Source organism: Streptomyces sp. NPDC002490, from assembly GCF_040296045.1.
In the GTDB taxonomy this organism is placed as follows: Bacteria; Actinomycetota; Actinomycetes; order Streptomycetales; family Streptomycetaceae; genus Streptomyces.
The window spans coordinates 72,318-88,769 of the sequence record NZ_JBEOWM010000029.1 but is presented as its reverse complement, the minus strand read 5'-3'; the positions used below and the strand labels follow the sequence as shown (position 1 = coordinate 88,769).

General features: G+C 74.1%; 14 protein-coding genes. 1 reads left to right on the top strand and 13 read right to left on the bottom strand.

What is annotated here, in order from left to right; translation table 11 throughout:
- The 4 genes from ABT092_RS19835 to ABT092_RS19820 form a co-directional block, all read right to left on the bottom strand.
- On the bottom strand, positions 1 to 1,539 hold the full coding sequence (locus tag ABT092_RS19835; protein ID WP_351245571.1) for an alpha/beta hydrolase: 1,539 nt from the start codon (positions 1,537 to 1,539) through the stop codon (positions 1 to 3).
- 239 nt (positions 1,540 to 1,778) lie between these two features.
- Complete coding sequence (gene erm, locus ABT092_RS19830; RefSeq protein WP_351245569.1) at positions 1,779 to 2,594, bottom strand: 23S ribosomal RNA methyltransferase Erm; 816 nt, start codon at positions 2,592 to 2,594, stop codon at positions 1,779 to 1,781.
- 368 nt (positions 2,595 to 2,962) lie between these two features.
- Positions 2,963 to 4,594: a ribosomal protection-like ABC-F family protein gene (gene abc-f, locus ABT092_RS19825; RefSeq protein WP_351245567.1), complete on the bottom strand. Its 1,632-nt coding sequence runs from the start codon at positions 4,592 to 4,594 to the stop codon at positions 2,963 to 2,965.
- Positions 4,595 to 4,888: 294 nt separating this feature from the next.
- Positions 4,889 to 6,127, bottom strand: coding sequence for a flavin-containing monooxygenase (locus ABT092_RS19820; RefSeq protein ID WP_351245565.1), 1,239 nt, complete (start codon positions 6,125 to 6,127; stop codon positions 4,889 to 4,891).
- Positions 6,128 to 6,257: 130 nt separating this feature from the next.
- Between ABT092_RS19820 and ABT092_RS19815 the strand changes: the two genes are divergently transcribed.
- Positions 6,258 to 6,878, top strand: a complete 621-nt coding sequence (locus tag ABT092_RS19815) for a GNAT family N-acetyltransferase (RefSeq protein WP_351245563.1) — start codon at positions 6,258 to 6,260, stop codon at positions 6,876 to 6,878.
- A gap of 22 nt (positions 6,879 to 6,900) precedes the next feature.
- Here the strand turns inward: ABT092_RS19815 and ABT092_RS19810 are convergent, their stop codons facing one another.
- From ABT092_RS19810 to ABT092_RS19770, 9 genes are all read right to left on the bottom strand, one after another.
- Positions 6,901 to 7,584, bottom strand: coding sequence for a pyridoxine/pyridoxamine 5'-phosphate oxidase (locus ABT092_RS19810; protein WP_351245561.1), 684 nt, complete (start codon positions 7,582 to 7,584; stop codon positions 6,901 to 6,903).
- Positions 7,585 to 7,619: 35 nt separating this feature from the next.
- Entirely contained in the window at positions 7,620 to 8,078 is a 459-nt protein-coding gene (locus tag ABT092_RS19805) for a hypothetical protein (RefSeq protein ID WP_351245559.1), read from the bottom strand.
- Positions 8,079 to 8,134: 56 nt separating this feature from the next.
- On the bottom strand, positions 8,135 to 8,608 hold the full coding sequence (locus tag ABT092_RS19800; protein ID WP_351245557.1) for a S26 family signal peptidase: 474 nt from the start codon (positions 8,606 to 8,608) through the stop codon (positions 8,135 to 8,137).
- Complete coding sequence (locus ABT092_RS19795) at positions 8,605 to 9,348, bottom strand: ABC transporter ATP-binding protein (RefSeq protein WP_351245555.1); 744 nt, start codon at positions 9,346 to 9,348, stop codon at positions 8,605 to 8,607. Before ABT092_RS19795 ends, ABT092_RS19800 begins: the two co-directional genes overlap by 4 nt.
- The gene (locus ABT092_RS19790) at positions 9,345 to 11,282 is read right to left on the bottom strand and encodes an ABC transporter ATP-binding protein (protein WP_351245553.1); all 1,938 of its coding nucleotides are present in this window, start codon (positions 11,280 to 11,282) and stop codon (positions 9,345 to 9,347) included. The genes ABT092_RS19795 and ABT092_RS19790 overlap by 4 nt, the downstream gene beginning before the upstream one ends.
- Positions 11,279 to 11,827 carry a TlpA family protein disulfide reductase gene (locus tag ABT092_RS19785; RefSeq protein ID WP_351245551.1) on the bottom strand — a complete coding sequence of 183 codons (549 nt, stop codon included), beginning with the start codon at positions 11,825 to 11,827 and terminating at the stop codon, positions 11,279 to 11,281. Before ABT092_RS19785 ends, ABT092_RS19790 begins: the two co-directional genes overlap by 4 nt.
- Positions 11,828 to 11,946: 119 nt before the next feature.
- Entirely contained in the window at positions 11,947 to 12,483 is a 537-nt protein-coding gene (locus ABT092_RS19780; protein ID WP_351245549.1) for a MauE/DoxX family redox-associated membrane protein, read from the bottom strand.
- A complete protein-coding gene (locus ABT092_RS19775; protein ID WP_351245547.1) occupies positions 12,480 to 15,152 on the bottom strand; it encodes an FtsX-like permease family protein in 2,673 nt (890 codons plus the stop codon). The genes ABT092_RS19780 and ABT092_RS19775 overlap by 4 nt, the downstream gene beginning before the upstream one ends.
- Before the next feature lie 495 nt (positions 15,153 to 15,647).
- Positions 15,648 to 15,956: a hypothetical protein gene (locus ABT092_RS19770; protein WP_351245545.1), complete on the bottom strand. Its 309-nt coding sequence runs from the start codon at positions 15,954 to 15,956 to the stop codon at positions 15,648 to 15,650.
- Positions 15,957 to 16,452: the final 496 nt, after the last annotated feature.

Below are 16,452 nucleotides of genomic sequence, written 5' to 3'. Positions count from 1 at the left end.
TCAGCGTCCGCCGAACGGGGCGCGCGGGCCGGGCAGCGGTGCGGGCGCCGCCTCGGGCGCCGCGCCGCGGGCGGTGGCCGCCGGGGCCGGGTCGGGGGTGCAGGTCACGTCCCCGGTCGGGAGTTCGCCGGTGGCCAGGTAGCGGGTGGTGAGCGCGTCGGCGCAGCTGCTGGTGCCGCGCCCGTACACGCCGTGCCCCTCGCCCTCCTCGACGTACACCAGCCGGGAGCCCTTCAGCGCCCGGTGCAGTCCGCGGGCGGAGGCGGGCGGGGTCTGCGAGTCCCACTCGTTCTGGACGATCAGCGCCGGCACCGCGTTGTCGATCCGGGTCGCGGGCTCGACGGGCCGCTCCCAGAAGGCGCAGGGCACGATGTTGGACACCGAGTCGCCGAAGAACGGGTAGCGGGCGCTGTCGCGCCGGCTGTCGGCCCGGTAGCGGGCCGCCTTCGTGGGCCAGCGGACGTCACCGCAGGTCACGGCGGTGTACGAGGCGAGGTCGTTGTCGGTGGGGACGAACGGCGGCTGGGGTTCGACGGGCTTGCCGGCGGCGGCGTCCCGCAGCTTCACCAGGAACGCGGCGCCGAGCGCGGGACGGTACATGTCCCAGCGCATCCAGTCGCGGATCTCGGCCCCGGTGTACGGGTGGCCGCCGAGGTCGATGGGGGTGCGGTCGGCGCGTTCGACCAGGTCCCAGAAGAGTCGGCCGACCTCGGCGGGCGTGGCACCGACCCCGTAGGTCGCGGAGCGTTCGGCGGTCCACTGCGTCCACCGGCGGAACGCCGGCTCCGCCTCCTTGGCCCAGTTCTGCACCATGCCCCGCCAGACCCGCTTGGGGTCGACGGCGCTGTCCAGGACGAAGCGGTCGGCGCGCTTGGGGAACATCTGGGTGTAGACGGCGCCCAGGTAGGTGCCGTAGGAGAGGCCGAAGTAGGAGATCCGCGGTTCGCCGAGGGCGGCCCGGAGGCGGTCCATGTCACGGGCGGTGTTGCGGGTGGTGAAGTGGGCGATGTCGGGGGTGGCGGCCCGGCACTTGGCGGCGAGGTCGCGGGCCCAGGCGACGTCCTTGGCGAAGGTGGCGTCCCGGTAGGGGCGGAAGGTGAGCCGCTCCTCGCGGGTGGTGGTGTTGCAGGACAGCGGGCTGCTGGCGCCCACGCCGCGCGGGTCGAAGCCGATGAGGTCGTACTGGTCCTTCACCGACTGGGGCAGGGTCTCGGCCATCCACAGCGGGTAGAACAGCCCGGGCCCGCCCGGCCCGCCGGGGTTGAACAGCAGGACGCCGCGGCGCTTGGCGGGGTCGGCGGCCTTGATGCGGGAGACGGCCATCTCGACGGTCCGGCTGCCGGGGTCGCCGTGGTCCACCGGGACGGGGAGCACGGAGCACTCGACGGTCGGGGGGAGGTCGGGGCCGCAGCTGCCCCAGGTGAGCGTCGGCCCGGTGGGGGAGGGGGACGCGGGGGCGGCGGCACTGGGGAGCGCGGGGACGAGGGCCGCGGTGAGTCCCAGGGCTATCGCAGGGGTGATCAGTCGTCTGGGGCGCATGGGGTGCCTTCGGCTAGCAGGTGGCCGGAACCCGAGGGTCGACCGGCCGCGGGGGTGCGGTCGGCCGGGTGGCGGGAACCGGAGACGTGGGGTGGTGCCGTGCGAAGGCCCGGAGGGACGGACCGTGGGGCTGCGCACAGGGTAACGGTCATTGGCCGAAAGGAAGTTGTCCGTTCGGAAATTCGATCGAGGGAGGCGGCGGCCGGGTGGCTGTGCCGCGGGCACCGCCACCCGGTGCGTCAGCGGCTGCGCTGTGGGTCCGTCAGCAGGTGCAGTTCGGCCCACTGGCGGTCGGTGAGCTGCTTGGGCAGGGTGGTCGGGGCCAGCCGGTTGCGGCGGGCCCAGTCCCGCACCGTCCGGCGGGCCAGTTCGGGGCGGGCGGCGGCCACGATCTGCTCGATGCCCCGGCCCCGACCGGTGAACACCCGCCCGACGAGGTCCTGGTAGGCGGCCCGGTCGGCGGCCGGGACCAGCGGTGCGGGGCGGCGGGCCACCGTCAACAGGCCGCCGTCGACGCCCGGGCGGGGCCGGAAGGCGTCCGCGGGCACCCGACGGACCAGCCGGAACGCGTACCAGGGCCACCACTGCGCGGTGAGCATGGTGGCTCCGCCGACCCCGGCCCGCCGCCGGGCGACCTCCCACTGCACCAGGAGCACCGCATCGGTCCAGTGGGCGGAGCCCAGGATGCGGCGCAGCATCGGGGTGGTGGCGTGGAAGGGGAGGTTGCCGACCAGGACGTGCGGAACGGCGGGGGTGCGGTGGCGCAGGAAGTCGGCGTGGACGAGCCGGGTGCCCGGCCGGGTCCGGCGGCGCAGCCGCGCGATCCGGAGCGGGTCGATCTCGATGCCGGTCAGGGGACGCCCCAGGTCCTGGAGGGGCAGGGTCAGCGCCCCGTCGCCGGTGCCGATCTCGACGATCGGGCCTTCGGTGCGGTCGACGAGGTCGACGACGGTGCGGACGACCGCACGGTCGACGAGGAAGTTCTGTCCCAACTCGTGCCGGCCGCCGGGCCGGCGGGCGGGTGCGGGACGGGCGGATCGGTGGTGCTGGTGCACGGGTGGAGCTCCACGGCTTCGACGGGAGCCGGGCAGCACGGACGGCCGCTCGGCGGGGGGCGCGCGAAGCGGCGGTAGGTCTCGGGACCGGCCGTGGCGCGGACCGTGGCTGCGGGCCCCTCGTCGGCGGGCCCGGGGGCGGGCGCGCGGGGGCTGCGGGACGGATCGGCGCGGGGTCGGTGGGGAGGGGCCGCCGCTAGGAGCGGCGGGGACGGGTCACGGCGAGGCCGGCACCGCAGCAGCAGGCCGCGGCCGAGCAGGAGATGCCACACATAGGGACCGAGTGTAGGGGCCGGCCCCGGCGGGGGCATCCGCATTTCCTCGGCCCCGGGCCGGGACCCCGGGTCGGGGTCCCGGCGGACGGGGGGCTACTCCGGGGCGCCCGTCTCCGTGAGTTCGCCGTCGGCGAGCCGTAGCCAGCGGTCGACCCCGATCCGGGCGAGGAACCGTTCGTCGTGGCTGATCACCACGAACGCCCCCTGGTAGGAGGCGAGGGCGCCCTCCAGCTGTTCGGTGCTCACCAGGTCCAGGTTGTTGGTGGGCTCGTCCAACAGCAGCAGGTGCGGGGCGGGTTCGGCGCACAGCACGCAGGCGAGGGTGGCGCGCAGCAGTTCGCCGCCGGAGAGCACGCCGACCGGCAGGTGGGCCCTCTCGCCCCGGAACAGGAACCGGGCGAGCAGGTTCATCCGCTCGGCCGGCGGGCGCCGGGGGGCGGCCGCCGCGAAGTTCTCGGCGACGGTGCGCCGCGGGTCGAGCAGGTCCAGCCGCTGGGAGAGGTAGGCGATCCGTCCGTCCGCGCGCTGCACGGTGCCCTGCTGGGGTGCGAGGTCGCCGTGGAGCATCCGCAGCAGGGTGGTCTTGCCCGCCCCGTTGGGCCCGGTGAGGGCGATGCGTTCGGGGCCGCGGACGGTGAGGTCGACGCCGTCGCCGGCGAACAGCGGCCGCTGGTCGTAGCGGACCCGCAGCCCGGTGCCGAGGAACAGGGTGCGGCCGGCCGGGACCCGGGTGTCCGGCAGGTCCAGGGAGAGGCGTTGGTCCTCGCGCAGGGCGCGGCCCGCTTCGTCGAGACGGGTCTGGGCCTCGCTGACCCGGGCGGCGTGGGTCTGGCCGGCCCGGCCGGCCGCCTCCTGGGCGCCGCGCTTCATGTTCCCGGCGAAGATGCGGGGGAGGCCGGCGCTCTTGAGGTTGCGGGCCGCGTTGCTCATCCGCCGTTCGGCGCGTTCCCGAGCCTGCTGCAACTCCCGCTTCTCGCGCTTGAGTTCCTGCTCAGCGTTGCGCAGGTTCTTCTCGGCGACCTCGCGTTCGGCCTGCACCGCGGTCTCGTACGCGGTGAAGTTGCCGCCGTACAGGCGGAGTTCCCCGCGGTCGAGTTCGGCGATGCGGTCCATCCGGTCGAGCAGGGCCCGGTCGTGGCTGACCAGCAGCAGGGTGCCGGACCAGTCGGCCAGCACCTCGTGGAGCCGGTGGCGGGCCTCGGCGTCGAGGTTGTTGGTGGGTTCGTCGAGGAGGAGCACGTCGGGGCGCTTCAGCAGCTGCGCGGCGAGGCCCAGGGAGACGATCTGACCGCCGCTGAGGGTGCCCAGGCGCCGGTCGAGGGCGAGGTCGCCGAGGCCGAGGCGGTCCAGTTGGGCGCGGGTGCGTTCCTCGACGTCCCAGTCGTCGCCCACGGTGGTGAAGTGCGCCTCGTCGACGTCCCCGGATTCGATGGCGTCCAGGGCGCGGATGATCCCGGCGACCCCCAGCACCTCGGCGACGGTCAGTTCGGCGGTGAGCGGAAGGTTCTGCGGCAGGTGGCCCAGGGTGCCCGTCACGGTCACCGAGCCGGCGGTGGGTCGCAGTTCACCGGCGACGAGCCTCAGCAGGGTGGACTTGCCGGAGCCGTTGGGCGCGACGAGACCGGTGCGGCCGGTGCCCACGGTGCAGGACAGCCCCTGGAAGACGGGGGTGTCGTCGGGCCAGGAGAAGGACAGGTTGGAGCAGATGACGGTGGCGTCGGACATGGGGATACCTCACGGGACGCGGGCGGCGCGCGCACGGAGCCGGGCCGCGCGGTGCGCGGGGAACGGCGGGCGCCCGCCCTCGGCAGACGGGGCGGCGGGTACGACTGCACGGGCCACGGCGCCGGCGCACTGGATGCGCCGCCGGTGGCCGGTCAGCCCCGGGTATCACCCGGAGATGTCGTCGTCACCCGCCATGGGTCTGGTCTCCTCGCTGAGGCGGAGCGGAGGTCGTCCCGGAGCCGTGGTCCGGGACCTGCCACCCTAACAGGCGGCCCCTTCCGGCCCACGGGGAATTCAGCCGGCGGTCTCCGGGGCCTTCCCGGCGGCGCCCCCGCCCTCCCGGGGGCCACGGGCGTCCGGGAGGCCGCGGGCCACGGCCGCAGCTATCCGCGGGGCGTCCCGCGCCAGCTCCCGGAGCATCCCGCTGATCGGGTTGGTGAACCCGGTGAAGTACAGGCCGGGCGCGTCCTTCGCGCACCGGCGTCCGTGCACCAGCGGGCGCCCGTCCGCGGCGAGCACTCCGAGGTGCCCCACCAGCGGGGCGAGGCCGCGCTCGTACCCGGTGGCGGCTATCACGCTCTCCGGGGCGATCCGCTCGCCGTCCGCGAGGACGACCTCGCCCCCGGCGAACGACTCCACCGCGGCCACCACCTCGATCCGCCCGGCGCGCACCGCCTTCACGAACCCGGTGTCGACGATCGGCAGCGCGCCCTGCCCGGCCCGGGCGAGCAGCCCGCTGCCGGGGCGAGGCAGCCCGTGCGCGGAGAGGTCGGGCAGGGTGAGCCGGGCCATCAGCGCGGCGACCGGGTCGACCACGAAGGGCGGCAGGCGACGGGCCACCACCGCATTGGCCTGCGAGGGCCACCCCAGGGTGGTCCGGCGCAGGACGTGCGGAACGGTGCGCACCGCGAGCCGCACCCGGGTGGCGCCGCCCTCGGCGAGGTCCACCGCGATCTCGGCGCCGGTGTTGCCGGAGCCCACCACCAGGACGTCCTGTCCCGCGTACGGGTCGGGCCGGCGGTAGCGGGAGGCGTGCACCAGCGTGCCGGTGAACCCGGCGCCGCCGGGCCAGTCGGGCAGGTGCGGGGTGTGGTTGTACCCGGTGGCGACGACGACGGCCGCGCCGACGAGTTCGCGTCCGCCGCTGGCCCGCAGCACCCAGTCGGCGCCGTCGGCGGACCGGTCCACCCGGTGCACCTCGACCCCGGTGACCACTTCGAGTTCGTGGTGCTCCGCGTACTTCTCCAGGTAGCGCACCAGGTGGTCGCGGGCGACCCAGCGGCCGAAGGCGCGCGGGATCGACAGCCCGGGCAGGGCGGAGCGGCGCCGGGTGGTGTGCAGCCGCAGCCGGTCGTAGTGCCCGCGCCAGGAGGCGCCGACGTGGTCGGTGCGTTCCAGGACCACGGCCCGCACGCCCCGCGCGCGCAGCGCGTACGCCGTGGCGAGTCCGCCGGGGCCGCCGCCGATGACGTAGACCGGGCGGTCGTCCGTGCGGAGCAGGGCGGCTTTGTCGTGGTCAGAGGAGACGGCCATGAGCAGCGAGCGTAACCAGCTCCCGAGTTGATGGGTCTCGGGCAAGGGCGGAATGCGTTGCGAATTGATCACGAGCGGGCCCGTGCCCACCCGGTGGGTGCGGTACGGGGATCGGGTGTTGAATGACGGCATGGACAGAACGAACGGGGCCGGCGGTGCGACGGCGAACGAGAACGAATCCGCCGGGCCGACCCTGGGCGGCGCCGGCCTGCTGCTGCGCCCCTGGAACCCGCAGGACCCCGGGGACGTCGACGCCTGGCTGCGCGGGCTGACCGACCCGGAGTTCCTGCGCTGGAACACCCCCATGATCATGGTGCGGGACCGGGCGGACGCCCACCGCTCCCTCGCCGCCCGCGCGGAACAGGTCGAGCGGGGCGCGGTGGCCTCGTTCTGCGTCACCGACGAGGAGGACGGCACGGTCCTCGGCCACATGGGCCTCAGCAACATCAACCCGGCGCTGCGGGTGGCCATCGTCGGCTACTGGACGCTCCCGCAGGCGCGCGGGCGGGGCGTGGCGGGGCGGGCCCTCGCCCTGGCCAGCGCCTGGGCCTTCCGGGAACGCGGGCTGCACCGCCTGGAGTTGGGCCACGCCCCGGAGCACGAGGTCTCCTGCCGGATAGCGGAGCGGACGGGCTTCCGCGCCGAAGGGACCCTGCGCGGGGCGATGTTCGAGGCCGAACGGCACGACGCCTTCCGCGACGTGCACCTGCACGGCCGCCTCGCCACGGACCCCTACCCCGCCCTGGGCTGAGGGCGGGCGGCGGGCGCGCCGGTCAGGGCCAGAGCAACTCGCGCCGCCAGCGGTCCCCCTGGGCGTCCCGCTCGTGCACGTACCGCAACCGCACGTGCTGACGGCGGGCGTCGCCCTGGAAGAACTCCACCTCCCGCGCGGCGAGCGCGTACAACGTCCAGGTCGGGGCCACGGCGTCCGGTTCGCTGCGGGCGCGCTCCCAGGCCGTCGCCGAGGCGGAGGCCAACTCCTCCCGGCTGGACAGCACTTCGCTCTGGCGCCCGGTGAGCGCGGCGGCCAGCGCCCCCGTCGTGCGCCGGGCGAGGTCGGCCCGCGCCTCCCGCGCCGGCAGCACCGTGACCGGGCCCCGCACCCGCACCTGACGGGCCCGGGCCGGCCAGTAGAAGCCCAGTGCCGCCTCCGGGCGGGCCGCCAACTGGCGACCCTTGCGGCTGGTGGCGTGCGAGGCGAACAGCCAGCCCCGGGCGTCCACCCCGTGCAGCATCACGGTGCGGACGTCGGGCCGGCCCCGGTCGTCGGCCGTGGCCAGGGACATGGTGTGCGGCTCGGGCTGCCCGGCGGCCACGGCGTCCGCGAACCACTCGGTGAACAGCGCGCGGGGATCCGCCGGGCTGCCCCCCGGATCGAGGGAGGGCAGTTCCGGCAGGTCCCAGACCCGCAGGGTCTTCAGCAGCGCGTCGAGTTCCGACTCGGGGGCGTCGTCCATGGCCCGAGTATGGCGGTGCCCCCGGACGGAACGGGTCAGAAGGTGCCGACGACGAGGGCGGTGCCGTTCACGTCGTGCACCGACACCGTGCCCGCCATCCCGTTCGGCGCGTCCTTCCACCCGTCGAACGCGGTCACCAGGGCCTTCGCCGCGCCCATCGGGTCGCGCACCGACCCGTCGCCGCCCAGGTCGGTGGAGAGGTACGCCTCGGCCGACTCGCCCTCCCAGTCGCCGAGGACGCGGTCCACCCGGGCCGCCGCCTCCTGCTGCCGGGCGGTGCCCTCGGCCGCCACCCAGCTCCGGAACTCCTTCGCGGCCCGGGTCGAGCGGGCCTCGTCGACGTCCTCCGGAAGCTTCGGTTCCGACAGCCCGGTGACCTGCGGCTCCGGCGTGGCGTCCGACTCCTCGGCGGACGGCTCGCAGCCGAGGGTGAGTCCGGCGACCAGCAGCGCGGTGAGCGCGACGGACGCGGAACGGGAGTGTCTGGTCGACATGTGCGGGTGTCTCTCCTCGCCGACGACGCACGTCCGCACGGCGGACGCACGGGGGATCAGTGCGGTGGCGCGCCCCGGCCGACGGGGACGTGCGCCCGCCCCAGGGTACGGACCACCACCCCCAACACCTGGTCCACCGGGCAGGGCCCGTGCTCCCGCGAGTCGACGCTGAACACGCCGTCGCCGACCACCGCCAGGTGGCCCGCCGGCACCGGCCGCCCCTCGAACGGGTCGCCCGCCAGTGCCACGGCCCGCTTGATGTACCACTCGGTGGCCGTCAACTCCCCGGTCACCGGCGGCTTCCCGCGCCACGCCGAGTCCTGCGCCGGGCACGCCACCACCACGATGTCGTCCCGCCGTAGCCCCCGCGGGCCGCGACGGATCAGCACCCGGTCCCCGTCGTGCAGGGTGGGCACCATGCTCCCGCCGCGCACCGTCACCGCCACGTAGCCCGAGCGGACCCGCCACGCCGCGAGCCCGGCCGCGCCCGCGCACAGCAGCGCTCCGGACAGCCACCGCACACCCCTCATACGACCTTCCCGTCCCGCAACCGGACCACCCGGTCGCAGCGGGCCACCACGTCCGGGTCGTGGGTCGCCGTCACCACCGTCGTCCCGTGCCGCTCCCGCAGCCCGGTCAACAGGTCGAGGACCTCCTCGCTGGACCGGGAGTCCAGATTGCCGGTGGGCTCGTCCGCGAGGATCAACCGCGGCCCCCCGATCAGGGCCCGCGCCACCGCCACCCGCTGCTGCTGCCCGCCCGACAGCTTCGACGGCAGGAACTCCTCCCGCCCCTCCAGGCCCACCGACCGCAGCAGCTCGCGGGCCCGGGCCCGCCGGTCGAAGTCCACCCGGTAGGGCAGCACCGGGGCGATGACGTTGTCCAGCGCCGTCAGCGTGGGCAGCAGGTGGAACCGCTGGAACACGAACCCCACCCGCCGCCGGTACGCGGCCAGCCCGGCCCGCTTCAGCGCGGTGATCCGCTCCCCGGCCACGTCGATGGTCCCCGCGTCGGCCTGCTCCAGGGCGCCCAGCAGGTACAGCAGCGTCGACTTGCCCGAGCCGGACGGGCCGGTCAGGGCGACCGTCTCACCGTCCTCGATCCGCAGGTCCACCCCGTCGCAGGCCCGCACCGGGGTGTCGGAACCCGACCCGTACGTCTTGCACAACCCGCTCACCTCGACCACGGGTCCGCCGCCCGCCCCGTGGTCCGTGCGGTGCTTCCCGTCCTCGGACGGCGTCCTCGCCCCGTCCAGCAGCGGCTCGCTCACACCGCCACCTCCTCGCTCTCGGTGTCCTCGGGGAACCCGGTGCTCCCCGCGCTCTCGGTGCCCTCGACGTGCTCGACGTACCCGGACGCCTGGAGGGTGAACAGTCTCGCGTACTCGCCGTCCAGCGCCATGAGTTGGGCGTGACTGCCGCACTCGCCGACCCTGCCGTCCGCGAGCACCACGATGCGGTCGGCCCGACGGGCGGTGCCCAACCGGTGGGAGATCAGCAGACTCGTCGCACCCTCCCGGTAGGCCCGCAGCCGCTCGTGCAACTGCTGTTCCGCGGCGGCGTCCAGACCGGTGGTGGGCTCGTCCAGGATGAGCAGGTCCCGGCCCTCGCGGAGCATCGCCCGGGCCAGCGCCAGCCGCTGCCACTGCCCGCCGGACAGCGCCACCCCGGCCGAGGGCGCGCCGCTCTCCTCGTCGTCCGGCTCGGGGAACGTCCGGGACAGCAGCGTGCCGTAGCCGCGCGGGAGTTCCTCGACGAACCCGTGGGCGCCGGCCCGGCGCGCCGCGCCGGCGATCCGGTCCGGGTCGTGCAGATGGGCCAGGTCCCCGATGCCGATGTTGTCCCGCGCCGTCAGGTCGTAGTCCACCCGGTCCTGGAACACCGCGCTCACCCGGTCCCGCAGGGCGGCCGGGTCCCACGCCCGGATGTCGGTGCCGTCCCAGCGGATGGCGCCCCGGGTCGGGTCGTACAACCGGCACAACAGCTTCACCAGGGTCGACTTCCCGGCCCCGTTCAGCCCGACGAGCGCCACCGCCTCGCCCCGCCGGATCGTCAGGCTCACCCCGCGCAGCACCCACGGCCCGTCCTCCCGGTAGCGGAACCACACGTCGTCCAGCTCGATGCGGTCCGCCAACGGCCGCCCGGGCACCGGGTCGGTCCGCACCGGGAGGTCGGACGGGAGGGCGTTCACGTCCACGTAGTGGCGGAACGACAACAGGCCCTGGTAGCCGCCGATGACGTAGCCGATCGTGGCGGTCAGCGCACCCTGCACCCCGGCGGTCGCCGCGAGGTACGCCGACACGTCCCCCACGCCGAACCGCCCGGACGCCGCACCGTGCGCCATCCAGGCCAGTCCGCCCGCGGCGATCAGCGCGCCCAGCGCGGCGGGCGGCGACTGGAGGGCCAACTCCTTCCGCTCGTACCGCTCTTCGGCCGCGTTGATCTCCCGGGTCTCGGCGTCCATCCGGCCGAGCAGGAACCCGCCCGCCCCGAACAGCCGGACCTCCTTGACCGCGGACAGGTTCAGCAACAGCGACTGGTAGAAGAGTTGGCGCCGGTTGCGGGGGCTGATCGTCCACCGCAGCGCCGCCTGCCGCCGGGTCAGCGACACCTGCGCCAACAGCGCCGGCACCGCCGCGGCGACCGTCACCACCGTCAGCCAGGGCGAGACGGAAGCGAGCACCGCCACCATCCCCACCACCGCGATGCACTGCTGCACCAACCCGAAGAGCGCGCCGGTGATCTGCTGGGGCGCACTGCCCGTCGCCTCCTGGGCCAGCCGCAGCCGGTCCAGGAACTCCGGATCCTCGAACCGCGACAGCCCGACGAACCCGTTCACCTTCCCGTACAGCCGCTGTTGGGCGAGGTGGACGATGCCCCGGCTGAGCCGGGCCTCGGTGTAGTTCGAGGCCAAGGGCAGCACCACCGTCAACGCCGTCACGGCACCGATGCCCACCGCCAGCACCACCGGGGACGGGCCGCCCGCCTCCCGCCCGCCCCCGAGCGCATCGAACAGCCACTTGGTGAGCAGGGTGACCGCGACCGGCAGCAACCCCTGCACCGCGGTCAGCAGCACCTGGCAGACCACGGCGACCGGACCCGCGCGCCAGGTCAGCGCCAGCGCCGCCGCCGCGCCGGCCGCCGCGCCCCGCAGCCCGCCGAGCCGGTGCGCCTCGGCGGGCTCCCGGCGGCCTCCTCCGCTCACGCCGGCAACTGGTCCAGCACCGGGTGGGTGCCGGCCTCGGCGTAGGTGACGGTGCCGTCCGCGTCGACCATCACGTTGGTGGGGGTGCCCTTGACCGCGAACAGGACGGACAGCGGGCCGTCCCTCTCCTCCAGGACCACCCGGGCGACACCGGCCACGGTCTCCGCCATGCTCCGGGCCTGGGGCCCCTCACCGGAGATCACCACCACCATCTGGTCCACGTCCAGCCCGGTGCGGCGGGCGAACTCCGGCAGGTCACGGGCGGCCGCGACACAGGCCGAACAGCCGGTGGACAGGAAGGTCAGCGCCGCCTCCCGACCGCGCAGGGCATCCGAGCCGACGCGCGTCCCGTCGACCGCGACCGCGGAGAACTCCGGCACCCGCTCACCGACCGGCGGCCCCGACGCGATGTTCTCGAAGGTGTCGCCCTGCTGCTTGCGTTCCTCCTCGTGCCGGCGCAACCGTCGGATGACGGCGAGGATCAGCACCAGGTTGAGCGCGGTGACGGCGCCCAGGAGCAGCAGTCCCAGGGACAGGTAGACCATGTCTTTGCCCTTTCGTCTCAAACGGGTTCGTGGCTCTTCAGTGGCTCTTCAGTGGTTCCTCGGTGCTTCTCCGGCGGCTTCCGGTGTCGTTCGGGCGTGGTGTCCGGCCGGTCGGGCCGCTACGGGTTGACGACGAGGTCGGCGATGTCGTCGAAGTAGGCGGTGACCGCGGTGATCACCGCCGCCGTCACCGCGCAGAGTGCGACCGCGGGAGCCTCCGGGTATCCGGACGGCGCCGTCCCCGCCCAGACCCCCCACAGGCCCAGCAGCGCCAGGCCCAGCAGGGGCGCGTTGCGCACGACGTGTCGCGGGCCGAGCCGGGCGGCGGGACGGCCGAAGCAGGCGCACGACACCTCGGCCCGGGTCACGGTGGCCACCACGGCGAGGACGGTGAACCCGGCGGTCAGCACCGCCGCGGCGACCCACCCGACTCGTACGGTCGTCCCCGGCCCGAGCAGCGCCAGCCCGGTGAGCGCCTCCGCCGCGATCAGTGCGACGGTCGCGGGCCGCGCCAGCCGGTCCCCCCGCGGGCCGATCCGACGCAGGAGTCCGTCCAGCATGGTCCGGGAGTCCTCGAAGGCCCGCGCCTTGGCGACGGCGGACACCAGGAGCACCCCGGCGAGGGCAAGTCGTGCGATGAGGACGAGGTGGGTCATGCGGCTTCCGCGAGGAGTCGAGCGGTGGGCCGGCGTCGTTGGATGAGGACGGGGACGAGGCTGGCGAGTGCGGAGAGCGCGGTGCCTGCGGTGATCACGGCTGCTGCTGGTGGGAGCAGTGCGGCGGTGGCGTCGTCGGGTGCCAGCCAGAGTGCGGCGCCGGCGCCGAGGAGCGTTCCGGTGAGTGAGCCGAGGAGGCCGATGAATGCGCCTTCCAGGAGGACGAGTCGGGTGGTGGTTCGTTCGTGCCAGCCGACGGCGCGGAGGAGGGCGAACTCGGCGGCGCGGTCCTGCACTCCGAGGTAGATGACGTCGCCGACGGCGATGGTGGAAAGGATGATCATCGTTGCCACGGCGGCGATGTCGGTGGTGCGGACTTGGAGGGAGACGGTTTCGCCGAGGAGTGATCCGGCGAGGGTCCCTCGGAAGGTGGTGGTGGCGGCGATCAGGAGGAGGGTCGCGGCAGCGGCGGTGGCGACGGCGGTGATGCCGAGGAGGGTGCGGCCCCGGGCGCGGGCGGCGCCGGTGAGGGCCATGCCGGTGATGCCGGCGAACGTGCGGGTGCGGCGTCCGGTGGTGACGGCGGGGCGCAGGGCGGTGACGGGGTGGACGCGGGCGGCGAGCCAGGCGGGTACGGCGCCGCTGAGTGCGGCGACGGCGAGCGCCGCGGGGACGGCGAGGAGCGCCCGCCCCGGGGGCACGTCGATGCCGAGGAGGTGTCCCGCCCCCCAGGCCACGCCCGTTCCCAGCAGCCCGGCGACGGCTCCCAGGAGGAGCAGTTCGCCGAGGACGATGGTGAAGAGGTGCGGTCGTTGCCAGCCGACGGCGGCGAGGAGGCCGAGTTCCCCGCGTCGGGCGCGTACGGCGGCTGCGGAGGCGTTGGCGACGAAGAGGGTGCAGACGACGAGGACCAGGGTCAGCAGGATCAGGGACTTGGTGTCGGAGGCGTTGATGATCTGGGTGGCGACGTTCTTCTTGCTCCACCACTCGGTGAGGCGGAGTTCGGGTCGGCCGTTCTCGCCGGCGGGCAGCACCACGGTCTGGGCGACGGGTGAGGAGCCGAGGACGATGTCGACGTGGAGTCCGGTGCGGTCGCGGATCTCCTCGGCGGTGACGCGGACGCGTTCCCGGGAGACCTCGTCGGCTCCGGTGACCCCGGCGACCCGGACCCGGATGGCCGAGATCGGCGCCAGGTTCTGTCGGTACGACAGGTGGTTGTTGTCGGCGAGCCAGCGGACGGTTTCGATCGAGACGAGGGTGGACGGGGGCTGCTGGATGTAGCTGGTGGGGGAGGAGGCGGGGCGCAGGGCCTTGCCGTCCAGCAGCTTCCGGCTGTGTTCGTCGGCGCCGGAGAGGGCGGGCTCGCCGTAGGTGCCGAGCGGGACCCGACTGGCGGCGTCGTGCTCGGGGAGCCGCTCAGGGTCGAAGGTGCCGACGATCCGGGGCACCGGGACGCCCCAGGACTGTTCCTCGCTCGGCGGTCGGAGTTCGCGGAACCAGGTGTCCCGGCCGTCGAGCGGCAGCACGGTCTCGACGTTCTCGGGACGCTCGACGGTGCGGGGGCGCAGGGTGCCGTCCGTGGCCCGGTCGTAGGTGACCGGGGTGGTGGGCTGGGGGTAGAGGGAGTCCAGGGCCGCCTTCTCGGTGGGTTGGTGCGGCTTGAGCGTGCCGACCTCGTAGCGCTTGCGCAGCAGAGGGCGGTCTTCGCCCCGGGGGGTGAGTACCGTGGAGAGCCGGAGGTCCTTCGCACCACGCGCGGAACGGAGCGCCGGGACCGACATCGTCGGCTGTTCGTTCGGGCGGGCCGTGAGGGTCGTCGGAGCCTTCGGGCTCAGATAGCGGCCCTGGGTCACCGCCTCGTCGAGGCCGAAGAGCCGGGCCTCGGCCTCCGGGTCGATCCCCGCGATGAGCTGACTCCTGGGGAACTGGATGTAGAGACCCGTGTCAGGTCCGTACTTCCCGTCACCCACCACGGGCTTCAGGTCGGTGTAGCCCGACCAGGACAGGCAGTCCACGGCGGGGCGAAGCATGGTCGCGTGCTCCTCCGCCACGAGGCCGCCCTTGCACACCTCGCGGCGTTCCCCGGAGGGCAGCACCTCGAAGTAGCGGCTGCCCCGAATGTCGTGTGTGGTCCCGTCGGGCGACTCCCCCCGCACCAGGGCACCGGGACGGACCTCCAGGTGGTGGGGGGTAATGAAGACGGTCCGCCGCTTCTGCACGACGGACGAGAGCCCGCCGTCGTACTCCCAGACCCGGTCCAGGTCGAACGTCCCCCGGGTCCCCTTCGGAACCACCTCCGCGAGGTCGATGTACACCCCGCCCTGCTCCCGCTGGTGTCCGAGCATCGCGAGGGGTGCGGCGACGTCGGTGCCGGGGGCTCGTCGTACGGCGTCGAGTTGGTCGAAGGTGATGCCGCCGTAGATGTCGGAGAGCGAGTTGGGGCGGATCAGCCCCTCGGCCTTCTCCAAGTCCTGTACGGCCTTCCCGGGGCGGACGAGGACGTCGTAGGCGCCGCGGTTCTTGGCGATGGTGCCGGTGACGGTGAGCTTGCTGGACTCGGTGGTGGCCGTCAGGACCACGAAGGACGAGACGGCCACCAGGATTCCGGTGAGGAGGGCTAAGGACCGGGCCCACTGACGTACCGAGTGGTGCCACAGCAGACGGAACACGTGCTCTCCTCGTCACGAGCGGGTGGGGCAGGTGCGCGCGGGCCCGCTCAGCAGAGGCCGCAGAGCTCCCAGGCGCTGCAATAGCGCACCGGGCAGGCACTACCCCCCCAGTAGCAACAGCGGGCGCTGTACTTGTGGTCCTTGCAGGGGGTGGTCTCCGGGGTGGAACTCATGCACGCCCCGCTGGGGCACCGCCCCTCGCACGGCCGTGTTCCGGGCCCTGAGGCAGCGGCCTCGGTCTCGGGCGCGAGCTTGCCGAGCAGGGTATCGCCGAGTCGGTTCAGGAACTTCATGGTTCTCCACAATCGTCGGTCCAAAGGTGCGGTGACGGTCAGCAGTCGCAGGTCTTCCCGGGGGTGCCGTACGCCCCGGGCAGCCGCTGCGACCCTGGCGGCAGCAGCGGGCGCTCATCCGGCCGGCCGGGCCGACCCGTTGATGTCACGTGTCGCTCGTGCACGTGCCGCTGGGACACTGGTCGGTACGGGGGACCGGACCTCAGCAGGCGCATTCGGACCAGGGACCGCAGTAGCGCACCGGGCAGGCGCTGCCGCCCCAGTAGCAGCACCGGACGCTCATCCGGCCGGCGATGCAGACGCCGGTGGGGTCCGCCGCGCTGCTCAGACACGCGCCCCTGGGACAGCTACCGGTACACGGGTTGGCCTGGGCGGCGGCGGAAGCCTCGGTCTCGGGTACGAGCTTGCCGAGCAGGGTGTCGCCGAGTCGGTTCAGGAACTTCACGGTTCGCCTCTTCTCGTCGGTGAACGGGATGGAGCCGGGCCGTACGGAACGGGGCGCGGTGGACACCAAGCCACTGGAGATCGTCGGTCCCCCTGCCCGCTCGTCGTGTTGCCGTGCACGGGCGTGGAGTCGGACGTGCCGCTCTTGCGCACGGTCGCAACCCCTCGAACGCATCCCGGAGTACACCATCCGCCTCCGACGAGTGCAATGAGTGGAGAGAGCTGCGGGCTCCGGGCCCCACCCGATACATGCATCTTCAAGTCATCAGGTTTTCCGGCAGGTTGACGCCCTCGCCGGGCGTGCGCGGAAGCCCGTCAGGAGTGCTCGGTCGGACGGGGAAGGGGGAGGTGACCTGCTGTTCGGGCAGACGGCAGGCCACCGCGCCGTACGGCGTTGCGGTGGCCTCACCGGTTCGAACTTGTTCGGGAGTGACCCGATCGTCGGGCGGTGCTGGGCGAAGCTGACGGAATCGCCACCCGCCGGATGCCCGGTGGCCCCCGGCCGGTGGACCGCTGGTCGGCAGGGCGGTCCGCTCAGCCGGAGGGCCCGCGCCGGCCGCCGC

Bases quoted from the DNA above. Each gene is read 5' to 3' on its own strand.
- ABT092_RS19815 (WP_351245563.1), top strand. From the start codon at position 6,258: ATGGACAGAACGAACGGGGCCGGCGGTGCGACGGCGAACGAGAACGAA.
- ABT092_RS19800 (WP_351245557.1), bottom strand. From the start codon at position 8,608: ATGAGGGGTGTGCGGTGGCTGTCCGGAGCGCTGCTGTGCGCGGGCGCG.
- ABT092_RS19835 (WP_351245571.1), bottom strand. From the start codon at position 1,539: ATGCGCCCCAGACGACTGATCACCCCTGCGATAGCCCTGGGACTCACC.
- ABT092_RS19810 (WP_351245561.1), bottom strand. From the start codon at position 7,584: ATGGACGACGCCCCCGAGTCGGAACTCGACGCGCTGCTGAAGACCCTG.
- abc-f (WP_351245567.1), bottom strand. From the start codon at position 4,594: ATGTCCGACGCCACCGTCATCTGCTCCAACCTGTCCTTCTCCTGGCCC.
- ABT092_RS19780 (WP_351245549.1), bottom strand. From the start codon at position 12,483: ATGACCCACCTCGTCCTCATCGCACGACTTGCCCTCGCCGGGGTGCTC.
- ABT092_RS19785 (WP_351245551.1), bottom strand. From the start codon at position 11,827: ATGGTCTACCTGTCCCTGGGACTGCTGCTCCTGGGCGCCGTCACCGCG.
- ABT092_RS19820 (WP_351245565.1), bottom strand. From the start codon at position 6,127: ATGGCCGTCTCCTCTGACCACGACAAAGCCGCCCTGCTCCGCACGGAC.
- ABT092_RS19805 (WP_351245559.1), bottom strand. From the start codon at position 8,078: ATGTCGACCAGACACTCCCGTTCCGCGTCCGTCGCGCTCACCGCGCTG.